Below are 13,179 nucleotides of genomic sequence, written 5' to 3'. Positions count from 1 at the left end.
CGGTCCACTCCTTCGCCCGCGCGGGCCGTCGGCATCGCTGCGGCCAGGGTGATCACCGCCGTGCATCGCGTCGTGGCCCGCGGCGTCCCGCGTCCGCGCGCCCCCGGCCGTACCTTTCCGGCCCTGTCTTGCCTTCTCCCGGCCGCCCCTTGCCTGCTCCGCCCGGTTCGTCGTCCGTCTTCGCGGGACCGTCACGTGGAGGCGATCTTCGGGGTTCGGGGGCGGCCTTACGATGGTAGCCATGACCGCTTCGTCTGGCCGCCGTGTCCTGCTCGCCGCCCCCCGGGGCTACTGCGCGGGCGTGGACCGCGCCGTGATCGCCGTCGAGAAGGCCCTGGAGCAGTACGGGGCCCCGATCTACGTCCGGCACGAGATCGTCCACAACAAGTACGTCGTGCAGACCCTGGAGAAGAAGGGTGCGATCTTCGTCGAACGCACGGAGGAGGTGCCGCCCGGGAACATCGTCATGTTCTCGGCGCACGGCGTGGCCCCCGTCGTCCACGAGGAGGCCGAGCGCGGCCGGCTCGCCACCATCGACGCGACCTGCCCCCTGGTCACCAAGGTCCACAAGGAAGCCGTCCGCTTCGCCAAGGAGGACTACGACATCCTCCTGATCGGGCACGAGGGCCACGAGGAGGTCATCGGCACCTCCGGCGAGGCCCCCGAGCACATCCAGCTCGTCGACGGCCCCGAGGACGTCGCCAAGGTCGAGGTCCGCGACCCCTCCAGGGTCGTCTGGCTCTCCCAGACCACGCTCTCCGTGGACGAGACCATGGAGACCGTCGACGCCCTCAAGGACAAGTTCCCGCAGCTGATCTCCCCGCCCAGCGACGACATCTGCTACGCCACGCAGAACCGCCAGCTCGCCGTGAAGCAGATGGGCGAGGCCGCGGACCTGGTCGTCGTGGTCGGCTCCCGCAACTCCTCCAACTCCAAGCGGCTGGTCGAGGTCGCCAAGCTTGCCGGCGCCCGCGCGGCGTACCTCGTGGACTTCGCGAGCGAGATCGACGAGGCGTGGCTGGAGGGCGTGAGCACCGTCGGCGTCACCTCGGGCGCCTCCGTCCCGGAGGTCCTGGTCGAGCAGGTCCTGGAGTTCCTCGCCGAGCGCGGCTTCGGCGACGTGGAGATCGTCAGGGCGGCCGAGGAGTCCATCGTCTTCTCGCTGCCCAAGGAACTCCGCCGCGACCTGCGCGAGGAGGCGGCCACGCTGGTCGCCGAGCGGGGCGGATCGGGTACGGCGGACGCGTGAGCGTTCCCCCGGCCCGGTGCGTGACTGTCAGTCGTCCGTCGTAACGTAGGGCCATGCAGATCTTCGGCGTGGACATCGGCGGATCCGGGATCAAGGGCGCCCCCGTGGACCTGGAGCGGGGCGACCTGGCCCAGGAGCGCTTCAAGGTGCTGACTCCGCACCCGGCGACGCCTGACGGGGTGGCCGACGGCGTGAAGGAGGTCGTCGAGCACTTCGGCTGGACGGGCCCGGTCGGCCTCACCTTCCCCGGCGTGGTCACCGGCGGGTCCACGATCCGCACGGCGGCCAACGTCGACAAGAGCTGGATCGACACGGACGCGCGCACGCTGTTCAGCGATCGGCTCGGCGGCCACGAGGTGACGGTCGTCAACGACGCGGACGCGGCGGGCGTCGCCGAGATGAGCTTCGGCGCGGGCCGCGGCCGCGGGGGCACGGTCATCCTGCTCACGTTCGGCACGGGCATCGGCAGCGCCCTCTTCCTGGACGGCGCGCTCGTGCCCAACACCGAGCTCGGCCACCTGGAACTCGGCGGGCACGACGCCGAGAAGCGGGCCTCCAGCAAGGTCAAGGAGGACAACGACATGACGTGGGAGCACTGGGCGCGCCGCGTCCAGAAGTACCTCGCCCATGTCGAGATGCTGTTCTCGCCGGAGCTGTTCATCATCGGCGGCGGTGTCAGCCGCAAGGCGGACAAGTTCCTGCCGCACATCGAGGGCATCAAGGCCGAGATCGTGCCGGCCCAGCTCCAGAACAACGCCGGGATCGTCGGCGCGGCGATGCACGCCTCCCGGGACGGGCACGGGGGCTGACCGACGCCCCGGGCGACCCGGGCGTCCCAGCGGTCTCGGGTCCCTCTGCGGTGACGCCTCAGGTCCGCCTGCGCCGCCGCACCAGGCGCACCCGGCGGACCAGGACGACGACCCCGGCGATCAGCGTCCCGCCGTACAGCCACACCGCCTGCGTGGCCAGCGCGGTCACCAGGCCCATCAGCCGGCCCGCGCTGCCCCCGCCGCCGCCCGCGACGGGCAGCAGACCCACGGCGAAGGCGATCGGCACGACGACCGGCGGGGTCGTCAGGTCGCTGCCGCGCACCCACAGCGCGGTCAGCGCGCACACCGGCAGGAACAGCACGCCGTACAGCGTCAGGGACGCCCCGAACAGCAACTCGTCCAGGAAACCGAGCAGCAGCATCAGCACCGCGCAGAACAGGCCGCCGCCGAGCCCCGTCAGCCGCGGGTTCGGCATCCCCTTCGCCGGCGGCACGGGACGTGCCGGTGCCGCGGCGGGCGGCCGGACGCCCGCGGGGCGGCGTCTCGCCTGCGGCGGCAGGGGCGCGGACGGTGTGCCGCGGCGCGGCCCGGGCTGCGAGGGTCGGGTCCTGTGTTGCTCCACTGGACCAACTTAGGTCGGCTTATGTGTCGAATCGCCCATCAGACACGCCGTGGGCGGAGCTCGGCCGAGGGTTCGACGGGGCCCACGGGCGGGCCCCGGTACGCCGTAAACTGGTGGATCGGCCGGGTCCCCTGGCCTCCTGGCCCACTCCACTACGGGAAGTCGCAACGTGTCGCTCACGATCGGAATCGTCGGTCTGCCGAATGTCGGCAAGTCGACCCTGTTCAACGCCCTGACCAAGAACGACGTGCTGGCGGCCAACTACCCGTTCGCCACGATCGAGCCCAACGTCGGCGTGGTCGGCGTGCCCGACGCGCGGCTCACCAGGCTGGCGGAGATCTTCGGCTCGCAGCGCGTCCTGCCGGCGACCGTGGACTTCGTGGACATCGCCGGCATCGTGCGCGGTGCCTCCGAGGGCGAGGGCCTGGGCAACAAGTTCCTCGCGAACATCCGTGAGTCCGACGCGATCTGCCAGGTCATCCGCGCCTTCAAGGACGAGAACGTCGTCCACGTCGACGGCAAGGTCTCGCCCAAGGACGACATCGAGACCATCAACACCGAGCTGATCCTCGCCGACCTCCAGACCATCGAGAAGGTCCTGCCGCGCCTCCAGAAGGAGTCGCGCATCAAGAAGGACGTCGCGCCCAAGGTCAAGGCCGTCGAGGAGGCCAAGGAGATCCTGGAGAAGGGCGACACGCTCTTCGCGCACGGTTTCGTCCAGGGCGGTGAGCGCGCGGAGCTCCTGCACGACCTGCACCTGCTCACCACGAAGCCGTTCCTGTACGTCTTCAACGTCGACGAGGACGAGCTGACCGACGACGCCTTCAAGGACGAGCAGCGCGCCCTGGTCGCCCCGGCCGAGGCGATCTTCCTCAACGCCAAGCTGGAGGCGGACCTCGCCGAGCTGGACGAGGAGGACGCGATGGAGCTGCTGGAGTCGGTGGGCGCGGAGGAGCCGGGCCTGGCCACCCTCGCCCGCGTCGGCTTCGACACCCTCGGCCTCCAGACGTACCTCACGGCCGGCCCCAAGGAGGCCCGCGCCTGGACGATCAAGAAGGGCGCGACGGCTCCCGAGGCCGCCGGAGTCATCCACACGGACTTCCAGAAGGGCTTCATCAAGGCCGAGGTCGTCTCCTACGCGGACCTCCTCGAAACCGGCTCGATCCCCGAGGCCCGAGCCAAGGGCAAGGCCCGCATGGAGGGCAAGGACTACGTCATGCAGGACGGCGACGTGGTGGAATTCCGCTTCAACGTGTGATGGGGCGTGAACAAAGGGCCTGACCTGCGAGAAAGCAGGTCAGGCCGTTGTGTTGCGGTCCGTAGCTGTCCGCAGAGCCTGGCGCGGCTACGTGCCGTGGACCGTGGAGCGGTGTCCGACGTGTACGACCCACACCACCAGCTCCCCGTTGTCGATGGTGTAGACGACGCGATAGTCGCCGACCCGAAGGCGGCGGCGCTCGGGCTGGGACACGAGTGCGGTGGTGTTGAAGCCGAAGGGGTCGCTCTCCAGCTCTGTCAGTTTGGCCAGGATGCGAAGCGCCGTGTCCCGCGGGATCTTGCGCAACTCGGCCTGGGCCTCGGGCCGGAACACCGTGCGGTAGTCACTCACTGCGTGCCAGCGTCTCCCTCATCACGTCCTCGATCGGGACGCCGGCGGCGGGGCTCGCCATGCGCTCGTCGATGATCCGGTTGATCTCGCGCTCCTCCCACTCCTGGTACTTGCGCAGCACCTCGATCGAGACCACGGCGGCGACCTGCTTGCCGCGGCGGGTGATGACAGTGGGCACGTCGTCACGGTCGGCCCGTTCGACGACTTCGGCCAAGTGGGCGCGTACATCGCGGATGGACTCTATGGGCAGCGGCTGAGTCATGCCTCAAAGGTACCGAGTGTGTACACAATGCCTGCGGCCCCCGGCCTGGGTGTCCTCGTCCCGCTAGACTCGATCTCAGTTGCTAACGTAGGTGTTACTAACATCTCGGTTAGTTGTGTGTGGGAGGTGGGTGGGTGTGGCTGAGTTTGTGGGGCGGCGGCAGGAGTTGGCGACCTTGGAGCGGGAGCTTCGGAAGGTGGTGGGTGGGGTCGGGGGGGAGCGGCCCGGGCGGTGTGTGATGTTGCGTGGGCGGCGCCGGGTGGGCAAGTCGCGGCTGGTCGAGCGGTTCGCGGAGCGTTCCGGAGCCCCATTCCTGTTCTACGCGGCGACCGGCGCGTCCCCCGGGGACGATCTGGCACGGCTGGCCAGGGACGCCCGGGCGTCGACGCTGCCGTCGGCGGGGCTGGTGGCCGCGGCGCGCCCGGAGAGCTGGGACGCGGCGTTCGACGTGCTGGCCGCGGCCCTGCCCGCCGACCGGGCGAGCGTGCTGGTCATCGACGAGGTGCCGTACCTCATGGATGTCGATGGCGCCTTCGAGGGCATGCTGCAACGGGCCTGGGACCGGGTGCTGGAGACCAAGCCGGTGCTGCTGGTCCTCATCGGCTCCGATCTGTCGATGATGGAGGCGCTGAACAGCTACGGACGGCCCTTCCACCAGCGCGGCCGGGAGATGGTGCTGGGACCGCTGAACCCCGCCGAGGTGGGGCAGATGCTCGGCCTTGATCCGGCGGAAGCCTTCGACGCCGCGCTGGTGACCGGAGGGCTGCCGCTGATCTGCGCGGAGTGGCCGCACGGCGCCGGGCTGTGGGACTTCCTCGGCGAGGCGCTGAGCGACCCGGTCTCGGCCCTGCTGGTGTCGGCCGAACGCTCGCTGGCCGCCGAATTCCCCCCGCAGGCCCAGGCGCGCAAGGTGCTGGCGGCCATCGGCAGCGGCGAGCGGACCTTCACCAACATCGCCCGCGCGGCCGGCGGGATCGGAGCCACGCCGTTGCAGCGGGCCCTGGAACTGCTCACGGACAAGCGGATCGTCGCCGCGGAGCTGCCCGTGTCGCTGCGCCCGTCGAAGGATCGCCGTTACCGGGTGGCAGACCCCTACCTGCGGTTCTGGCTGCACCTGCTCGGCCCCTCCATGGAGGAGATCGAGCGGGGGCGGGGCGATCTGACCCTGGCGCGCATCCGGGAGACCTGGACCAGCTGGCGCGGCCGGGCCGTCGAGCCCCTGGTCCGCGAGGCCCTGGCGCGGCTACTGCCCGACGATCGGTTGCCCGCGGCCCCCGCGGTGGGTGGCTACTGGACCCGCACCAACGACGTCGAGATCGATGTCGTCGGGGCCGACCGCGCCCCCGTCGCCAAGGAGTTGTTCTTCGTAGGCTCCGTCAAGTGGCTGGAACGGTCGCCCTTCGACCGGCACGACCTGGCCGCTCTCCACCGGCACCGGGCCGCCCTCACCGCCGAACCCGTTCCGGTCGTGGCGGTCTCGCGCAGCGGCGTCGACTGCCCGGGGCTCGACGCCGCCTACGGCCCCGTCGACCTCCTGTCGGCCTGGCCGCTGTGACCTCGTCCTTGGTGTGCACGAAGGTTCTTTCCGGTGTGGACGGGGTGGTTTATGCGTGGGAGGACGCGGACGGGGGCGGTGGGCATGTTCTCGTGGACGTCGGCGGGGCGGTCGTGCGGCCGTGTACGGCGTCGGGGAGTGCGGTCGGGGACATGGTTCTCAGAAGGCGTGTGGGCAACGTGGAGCGGCCCGACGGCGATCCGGGGGCGGTGCGGTCCTTCGTGATCGTGGCGGCCGTGATCCTCCAGGAGTGGGGGCGGCAGGGGCGGCTGCCCGATCGGGTCACCCGCACGTACTGGTAGGCGGCCCCGCCAAGTCCGCGGCCCGGTCGTGTCGCCCGTCCCGCCCGGTCGTCAGGCCACGCAGTTGCTGCGGTAGGGCGCCAGGGTCGGTGGGGTGGCCGGGGTCTCGCGGTGGAAGAAGTCCGTGGGGAGGCCGAGGGTGCGCAGGCCGTTCTGGGCCGCCGCGCGCCAGCGGGTCGCGGCCTCCGTGCGGCCCAGGGACGACGACGCCAGGGCCAGGCCGTGGAAGGCGCGGGCCTTGTCGACCGCCAGGCCGATGGAGCTCGCCAGCCGCACCGCGCGGAAGTGCCGCTGGAGCGAGGCGTGGAACTCGCCCTGCTCGCGGCAGATGCGCCCGAGGAGGTTCTCGACGGTGGCCTGCCGGGAGACGCTGCCCTGCTCGCGCGCGATGTCCAGGGCCTTGGTGGCGCAGGTGAGCGCCTCCTCGTGCCGCCCCGACCGCAGCCGCAGCTCGGCCATCACGGTGAGCATCTGCGACGTCTGCGCCGGGGCGCGCAGCCTCCGGCAGAGCCTGGACGCCGCGGCGAGATGGCGCGCGGCCTGCTCCAGTTCGTCCCCGCCGAGATGGGACTTGGCGAGGTTGGCGAGGGCGGTGATCTCCACGCTCTGGTCCCCGCCGTCGCGTGCCAGTCGCACCGCCCGCTCCCCGGCCCGCACCGACGCCTCGTGGTCGCCCAGCAACTGCCGTACGACACACAGGTTGGTGAGGGCCTCCGCCTCCTCCCGCGTACTGGCCCGCGCGTGGTGGATCTCGGCGGCCCGCACCAGGTGGGACTGCGCGCCGCGCAGATCGCCGAGGCTGATGAGGAACACCCCGAGGCGGCTGAGGCAGGCCGCCGCGGTCCGCGCGTCACCCAGCTCGGTCGCGAGCGCCAGCGCCTCCCGCGACGAGTCCACCGCGTCCCGGAACTGGTCGCGCTGCCACTGGGCGACGGCGAGGTTGACGAGCGACACGCACAGCAGCACCGGGTCGGACGCCTCGCGCGACGCGGCGACGGCCGTCCGTGCCACCGCCTCGAACTCCGCGTAGGAGCCGTGCCCGTGCAGGCAGAAGCTGACCCCCCGGCACATCCGGGCGACCTGCGTGTGCATCCCGTGCCGGCCCGCCAGTTCGATGACCGAGGTCAGCCCGGCCCGCTCGCGCCCGAACCAGTCGAGGGCCTCGTCCACGCCCGAGAGCGGCCGCACGGTGGGGGGCGTCTCCCGCACGGACTCCCGCACGGACTCCCGCACGGACTTCCGCACGGACGTTTCCGCATAGGTCACCCGCCCGGGGAAGAGGACGTCGCAGACCTGCTCGACGCCGGCCAGGCAGTGCTCCACCAGCCGTGCCACGGCCTCCTGGTGCGCCGGACGCCGGGAGCCGTCGGCGGGCAGCGACCGGCCGAAGACCCGCACGAGGTCGTGGAACGAGTACCTGCCGTGCTCCCGCTGCTGGAGCAGATGGACGTCGAGCAGGTACTCGAGGGTCGTCTCCGCGCCGGCCACACCCGTCCCCAGCAGGGCCGCGGCGGCGTGGACCTCGAAGTCCGCACCGGGATGCAGGCACAGCAGCCGGAACTCGTCGCGGGCCGCGGGCGGCATCATCTCGTACGACATCCCGAGCACCGCCGCCACGCTGCGGTCCCCCGAGCAGAGTTCGTCGAGCCGGTGCGTCATGTCCCGCAGCCGTTCCGTCAGATGCCCGACGGACCAGTGCGGGCGCTTGGCGAGGCGCGCGGCGACCACCCGCAGGGCCAGCGGCAGATGCCCGCACAGCGCGGCCAGTTCGCCCGTCGCCTCCGGTTCCGCCAGGACCCGGTCCCGGCCCAGCAGCCGGGTGACAAGTGCGATGCTTTCCCGCGGGGCGAACATGCCAAGGGAGACGCTCTCCGCGCTCTCCAGCTCCGCGATCCGCCGCCGGCTGGTCACGACGACGAGGCCGTGGGGCGAGGGCGGGATCAACTGCCGTACGTGGGCGGCGTTGCACACGTTGTCCAGGAGCAGGAGCACCCGCTTCGCCGCGCCCCAGCACCGCCACTGACCCTGGCGGCCGTGCAGGTCGTCGGCGATGTCCGCGCCCGGTACGCCCACGGCGCGCAGCAGGATGCCCAGCGCGGCCTCGGGGGAGATGGGCTCCTCGTCGGAGTCGAAGGCGCGCAGGTCCACGTAGATCTGGCCGTCGGGGTACGCGTCGGCCAGCCGGTGCGCCGCGTGCACGGCCAGGGCGGTCTTGCCGCTGCCGCCCATGCCGTCGACGACGACGATCCGCGGGCCGCGGCCGGGGGTCTCGGGCGGCGGGGTCAGGATCTGCCGGAGCTCGTCCTGCCTGCCGTGGAAGTCCGTCAGGTCGTACGGCAGGTTGTGCGGCGGTCGGTGTTCCCGTTCGGGAACCACCGGGTCCACCGGTCTCACGGGGGACGGCAGCAGGTCGGGGCTGTTGCGCAGGATCAGGTCGTGCAGGGCGGCGAGTCCGGGGCCGGGCCCCACCCCGAGTTCGTCGGCCAGCAGCGTGCGGAAGCGGGCGTACTCCTGCACGGCCTCGGCCTGCCGTCCCGAGCGGTAGAGCGCGAGGAGCAGCTGGGACCGCAGGTTCTCCCGGTAGGGGTGGGTCTCCACGAGCTGCCGCAGCTCCCCGATGACCTCCACGGCCTCTCCCCCGTCGAGGCGCAGTCCGAGCAACTTCTCGCTCGCCGCGAGCCGGCGCTCGTTCAGGACCTCGGCCGCGGCGGCGAGCGCCCCGCCGTGGGTGTCCGGGAGCATCGGCCCGCGCCAGAGGTCGAGCGCCGTGCGCAGATGCTCGACGGCGTCCTTGGGGCGTCCCTCCGCCTGGGCCGTACGGGCCTGCTCCGTCAGGGAGTTGAACCGGGTCAGATCGAGCCCGGCCGCGTCGACGGCGATCCGGTAGCCGGGCGGGTCGGTGAGGATGAGCGCGGACCCGCCGGGCAGCCGCCGGCGCAGGTCCGCGACGGCCTTGCGGACCTGGTGGGTCGCCGTGAGGGGCGGATCCGCCTCCCACACCGCCTCGACGAGCCGGGAGACGGGCACGACCCGGTCCGCCTCCAGCAGCAGCGCGAGCAGGACCAGCCTGTTGGTCGGGCCGCCCAGAGCCACACGAGAACCGTCGTGCCAGACCTCCAATGAGCCCAGGACTTTGAAATGGTCGGCGGGTTTCGCGTGAGCGTTCACGTGGGGGGCCTCAGCTCTCGTCGAGTGGCTGACGCCCATGACCTTCCCAACCGCACACGCGCCCATGCGGACCCCGGTCCGCCCGGGGGCGCGCCACCCGCTCCGCCGGAATGACCGCTCGATGACCGTCCAGTGGCCGCCGAAAGGCCGCTGAACGGCCACGCAACAGCCGGGACGCGGTCGCGCGTCGGGCGGCCGGGGAGGCCCCCGGCGACGGCGGACTAGGGAATGCTTTCGGCCAGTCTGAAGCCCATGACGTACAGGTCCCGGTGGTAGCGGCCGTGCCGGCGCCGGCATCGGGCCAGGTCGACGTAGCGGGTGAAGCTGCCCCCGCGCGCGACGCGGTACGGCGTACGGCTCTCCGTGGCCAGGTCGTCGTCGATCGCCGAGCCGCCGGGATAGGGGTGGTAGTCGTCGGCCACGTATTCCTCGACATTGCCGCCCATGTCGGCCACGCCGAACGGCGAGCGGCCGGCCGGGTACATGCCGACGGGGGTCGTCGACAGGGGGCCCGATTCGACGGTGTTCACACAGTCCGTGCGGGTGTCCTCGCCCCAGGGATAGGCGCGGCCGTCGCCGCCGCTCGCCGCGTACTCCCATTCCGCCTCGGTGGGCAGCCGGAAGCGGCGCCCCGTGCGGGCGGACAGCCACGCGGCGTAGGCGTCCGCGTCCCGCGCGCCCACCGTCCACACCGGATGGTTCGCCCAGTGCGCCGGATAGACGCCGAAGCCCCACGAGGAGGGCGGCCGGGCCGAGGGCACGTCGAGCAGGAACTCCCGGTACTCCTGGTGCGTCACGGGATGACGGGCGATCCGGAAGGCGGCCACCTCCGCCTCGTACTGCGGGCTCTCCTTCGCGATCCACTCCCGCCGCACGCCGACGTGCCGCCAGCCGTCCGCCACGGCGTCGACGCGGTCCGCGGGCAGCCCGAGGCGCACCCGCGCCGCGGGTATGTCGATCATGGCCGGGTCGTCCACGTCGATGCGGGGGTCGCCCAGCAGGGCCAGCAGCCGGCCGGCCGCGAGCCGGGTGACGACGTCGGCCTCCGCGCTCTCCACCACGAGCGCCAGCTCCGGCGGGGCGGCGGACGCCAGCTCCCGGGTGCGCCGGCGCAGCGCGGCCTGGTCCACCCGCTCGACGAAGGACGGGGGCAGCCCCATGGCGGTCCGGTCGTCGACCGCGTTCGGATTGACGAGGCCGTCGTCCACCGCGGGCGGACGCGTGGTGCCCACGCTCATCGGACCAGCCCCTTCTCCGGGGCCAGGGTGTACACGGACCCGTCGTAGGAGGACGCCAGGAACCGGCCCGAACCCGTGTCGTGGTGGAGGGAGGAGATCCCGGCGGTGGTCGGGCGCACGATGTGCGGCCAGGTGTCCGTCTCCTGGTCGTAGACCGCCACGGTGCCCGCGTAGGAGCCGGTGGCGACGTACCTGCCGTCGTCCGACACCGCGACGCACTTGACGGAGTGGTCGTGCGGGGTCGGCACCGTCCGGGAGGCCCGGCCCCGCCACAGCCGGAGCTTGAGGTCGCGGCTCACACTGGCGAAGCCCCCGTCGGGCAGGGCGGCGCAGCCGTTGGCGATGCGGCCGTGCGCGGCGTCGAGCCGTCCGGTCTCCTCCAGCCGGGACGTGGAGAACCAGGAGACGGAGGTGTCGGCGCACACGGCGAAGATCGTGTCGCCGGAGACGGCGACCCCCTTGACCGCGTTGGTGTGCAGGGGCAGCGTCGCGACGTGCTCCACCCGGTCGCCGAGCGAGAAGACCAGGCCCTCGCCCGTGTAGGCGCCGATCACCACGTGCGGCGTCCCGTCGCGGGTGAACGCCGCCGCGCAGTTCAGGGGCGAGCGGTGCTGGTGCAGGACGGTGCCCTCGGCGGCGTCGAAGACCTTCCCGAGCTGACCGCCCGTCAGCACCCGTCCGCCGGCGGCGACGAGGAAGTTGCAGAGGCTCCCGGGCCGCGCGACCTCCGTGCCGTCCCGCCAGACGATGCCGGCGTCACCGGTCGTCCATACGCCGTCCGGTGCCGTGAGGACGGTGTTGAGGCACGCCGTCGGCTCCACCCCGGTGAGGTCCCACGAGCCGTCGGTGAGGTCGTAGCGGGCGTAGGACGAGCCGAAGGTGCCGAAGACGAGGGTGTGGTCGTCGAGGAAGGCGCAGGAGCGCGCCCAGACCTCGGCCGGGTACTCGGCCTCGTGCCTGAGGACCAGCTCGCCCGACGGGTCGTCCGTGGCCCACACGCGCAGCGTGCGGTCGTAGCTGAGGCTGAGCAGGGCCCCCGTCGCCTCGTGGTGGACGAGCCGCTTGATCCCGGCGTCGTGCGCCGGCTGCCTGCGGGTCTCCTCGCCCGTGATGGTGACGATCTCGCCGTCGTCGTTGCCCGCGTGGATCACCCCGGCCCCGGTGATCGCGATGGTGTCGGTCTCCACCCCGCCGAGGTCGACGTCGCTGACCAGCGCGCCCGTCTCCAGCGACCACCGCTTGACCGTGCCGTCGTCGCTCGAGGTGAGCAGGTACGTCGTCCGGCCGAGCCAGGCCACGGAGATGACGTCGGCGGTGTGCCCCTGGAACCGCGCCACCACCCGGCCGGAGAAGTCGTAGACCCGTACGAGGTGGTCCCGGGAGGCGGTGGCGATCAGTGGGCGCGTGGGATGGAACACGGCCATCTCCACGTCGTCCTTCTGGTCGCTCAGCACCGCCCGGAGCCTGAGGTCGGGCACCGACCACAGCCGGGCGGTGTAGTCGCTGGAGGAGGTCAGCAGGAGGGCGCCGTCGGGGCTGAACGACACCTGGTTGGCCAGGTGGTCGTGGGTGGCCCGGGCCAGCGGGGTCCGGGTGCGCGCGTCCCACAGGACGACCTGGTTGTCGTAGCCGGCCGTGGCGATCAGGGACGCGTCGAAGGCCGCCACGCCGCTGATCGGTCCGTGATGACGCATCATGCCGTCTCCTCCAGTCGGATGGTGTGGGAGGTGTGGGCGACCTTGGCCCGGAGGTATCCGGTGTTGTGCGGGGTGCGGAAGACACCGGTGCCGACCGTCCTGCGCACGTCGACGCCGTAGCGGCGCAACTGGGCCAGCTTGTCGGGGTTGTTGGTGAGGAGGTCGATCTCCGTGTGCCCGAGGGCCCGGAGCATCTGGGCGGCGACGGCGTAGTCCCGCAGGTCGTCGCCGAGGCCGAGCGCGCGGTTGGCCTCGAAGGTGTCGAGGCCCCCGTCCTGGAGGCCGTACGCGTCGAGCTTGTTGTAGAGGCCGATGCCGCGGCCCTCCTGGCGCAGGTAGAGCAGGACGCCGCCGCCCTTGTCGATCAGGTGCAGCGCCTCGTCGAGCTGGGGTCCGCAGTCGCAGCGGACCGACCCCAGCACCTCGCCGGTGATGCACTCCGAGTGCACCCGGACCAGCGGGACCTCCTGCGGCTCGGCCCCGAGGCCGATCGCGAAGTGCTCGGCGCCGTCGAGGAGTCCGTCGAAGGTGATCAGCCTGGCCCTGAGCAGCTCGCCCCGGCCCCGGTCCAGGGGGACCTCGACGCTCCTGCGCACCTTCGCGGGGGCCGGCCCGGACGCGGGCGCGGGTGCGGCCCGGGCGTCCCGGTAGGCGTAGCGCGGGACGCACGGCGAGTGATTCCCGTCGAGGTGATCGAGGTGATCCAT

At 72.1% G+C, this 13,179-nt stretch carries 12 protein-coding genes; 5 read left to right on the top strand and 7 right to left on the bottom strand.

Features of this window, described 5'->3' with window-relative positions:
- The first annotated feature begins 232 nt into the window (after positions 1–232).
- Both AB0F77_RS00855 and ppgK read left to right on the top strand, forming a co-directional pair.
- Positions 233–1,249: a 4-hydroxy-3-methylbut-2-enyl diphosphate reductase gene (locus AB0F77_RS00855; protein ID WP_361939165.1), complete on the top strand. Its 1,017-nt coding sequence runs from the start codon at positions 233–235 to the stop codon at positions 1,247–1,249.
- Between the two features lie 53 nt (positions 1,250–1,302).
- Positions 1,303–2,058, top strand: coding sequence for a polyphosphate--glucose phosphotransferase (ppgK, locus tag AB0F77_RS00850; RefSeq protein WP_361939162.1), 756 nt, complete (start codon positions 1,303–1,305; stop codon positions 2,056–2,058).
- A gap of 58 nt (positions 2,059–2,116) precedes the next feature.
- On the opposite strand, the gene AB0F77_RS00845 is transcribed toward ppgK, so the two are convergent.
- Positions 2,117–2,641, bottom strand: coding sequence for a DUF6542 domain-containing protein (locus AB0F77_RS00845; protein ID WP_361939158.1), 525 nt, complete (start codon positions 2,639–2,641; stop codon positions 2,117–2,119).
- Positions 2,642–2,810: 169 nt separating this feature from the next.
- Here AB0F77_RS00845 and ychF point away from each other — a divergent pair, with 169 nt between their 5' ends.
- On the top strand, positions 2,811–3,899 hold the full coding sequence (gene ychF / locus AB0F77_RS00840; RefSeq protein WP_361939155.1) for a redox-regulated ATPase YchF: 1,089 nt from the start codon (positions 2,811–2,813) through the stop codon (positions 3,897–3,899).
- 87 nt (positions 3,900–3,986) lie between these two features.
- Here ychF and AB0F77_RS00835 read toward each other — a convergent pair whose 3' ends face one another.
- Both AB0F77_RS00835 and AB0F77_RS00830 read right to left on the bottom strand, forming a co-directional pair.
- Positions 3,987–4,250 carry a type II toxin-antitoxin system RelE/ParE family toxin gene (locus AB0F77_RS00835; RefSeq protein WP_361939152.1) on the bottom strand — a complete coding sequence of 88 codons (264 nt, stop codon included), beginning with the start codon at positions 4,248–4,250 and terminating at the stop codon, positions 3,987–3,989.
- Entirely contained in the window at positions 4,243–4,512 is a 270-nt protein-coding gene (locus tag AB0F77_RS00830) for a type II toxin-antitoxin system Phd/YefM family antitoxin (RefSeq protein WP_060180502.1), read from the bottom strand. Before AB0F77_RS00830 ends, AB0F77_RS00835 begins: the two co-directional genes overlap by 8 nt.
- Before the next feature lie 136 nt (positions 4,513–4,648).
- Here AB0F77_RS00830 and AB0F77_RS00825 point away from each other — a divergent pair, with 136 nt between their 5' ends.
- Positions 4,649–6,067: an ATP-binding protein gene (locus AB0F77_RS00825; RefSeq protein WP_361939149.1), complete on the top strand. Its 1,419-nt coding sequence runs from the start codon at positions 4,649–4,651 to the stop codon at positions 6,065–6,067.
- A 152-nt stretch (positions 6,068–6,219) separates the two neighbouring features.
- Positions 6,220–6,369, top strand: coding sequence for a hypothetical protein (locus tag AB0F77_RS00820; RefSeq protein ID WP_361939146.1), 150 nt, complete (start codon positions 6,220–6,222; stop codon positions 6,367–6,369).
- Positions 6,370–6,420: 51 nt separating this feature from the next.
- Here AB0F77_RS00820 and AB0F77_RS00815 read toward each other — a convergent pair whose 3' ends face one another.
- The 4 genes from AB0F77_RS00815 to ribA all read right to left on the bottom strand — a co-directional run bounded on the left by AB0F77_RS00815 (position 6,421) and on the right by ribA (position 13,179).
- Positions 6,421–9,462 carry a BTAD domain-containing putative transcriptional regulator gene (locus AB0F77_RS00815; protein WP_361939143.1) on the bottom strand — a complete coding sequence of 1,014 codons (3,042 nt, stop codon included), beginning with the start codon at positions 9,460–9,462 and terminating at the stop codon, positions 6,421–6,423.
- 296 nt (positions 9,463–9,758) lie between these two features.
- Positions 9,759–10,775 (bottom strand): SUMF1/EgtB/PvdO family nonheme iron enzyme, encoded by a 1,017-nt coding sequence (locus AB0F77_RS00810; protein WP_361939140.1) that lies wholly within the window; start codon positions 10,773–10,775, stop codon positions 9,759–9,761.
- A complete protein-coding gene (locus AB0F77_RS00805) occupies positions 10,772–12,472 on the bottom strand; it encodes a WD40 repeat domain-containing protein (protein ID WP_361939137.1) in 1,701 nt (566 codons plus the stop codon). The genes AB0F77_RS00810 and AB0F77_RS00805 overlap by 4 nt, the downstream gene beginning before the upstream one ends.
- Positions 12,469–13,179 (bottom strand): GTP cyclohydrolase II, encoded by a 711-nt coding sequence (ribA, locus tag AB0F77_RS00800; protein ID WP_361939134.1) that lies wholly within the window; start codon positions 13,177–13,179, stop codon positions 12,469–12,471. The genes AB0F77_RS00805 and ribA overlap by 4 nt, the downstream gene beginning before the upstream one ends.

This window comes from Streptomyces sp. NPDC026672, assembly GCF_040638185.1.
GTDB lineage: Bacteria > Actinomycetota > Actinomycetes > Streptomycetales > Streptomycetaceae > Streptomyces.
This window is presented reverse-complemented; position numbering and strand designations above follow the sequence as displayed.

Coding starts and splice junctions, on each gene's coding strand:
- AB0F77_RS00820 (WP_361939146.1), top strand. CDS start 6,220: ATGGTTCTCAGAAGGCGTGTGGGCAACGTGGAGCGGCCCGACGGCGAT.
- AB0F77_RS00810 (WP_361939140.1), bottom strand. CDS start 10,775: ATGAGCGTGGGCACCACGCGTCCGCCCGCGGTGGACGACGGCCTCGTC.
- ribA (WP_361939134.1), bottom strand. CDS start 13,179: ATGGATCACCTCGATCACCTCGACGGGAATCACTCGCCGTGCGTCCCG.
- AB0F77_RS00830 (WP_060180502.1), bottom strand. CDS start 4,512: ATGACTCAGCCGCTGCCCATAGAGTCCATCCGCGATGTACGCGCCCAC.
- AB0F77_RS00805 (WP_361939137.1), bottom strand. CDS start 12,472: ATGATGCGTCATCACGGACCGATCAGCGGCGTGGCGGCCTTCGACGCG.
- AB0F77_RS00855 (WP_361939165.1), top strand. CDS start 233: ATGGTAGCCATGACCGCTTCGTCTGGCCGCCGTGTCCTGCTCGCCGCC.
- ppgK (WP_361939162.1), top strand. CDS start 1,303: ATGCAGATCTTCGGCGTGGACATCGGCGGATCCGGGATCAAGGGCGCC.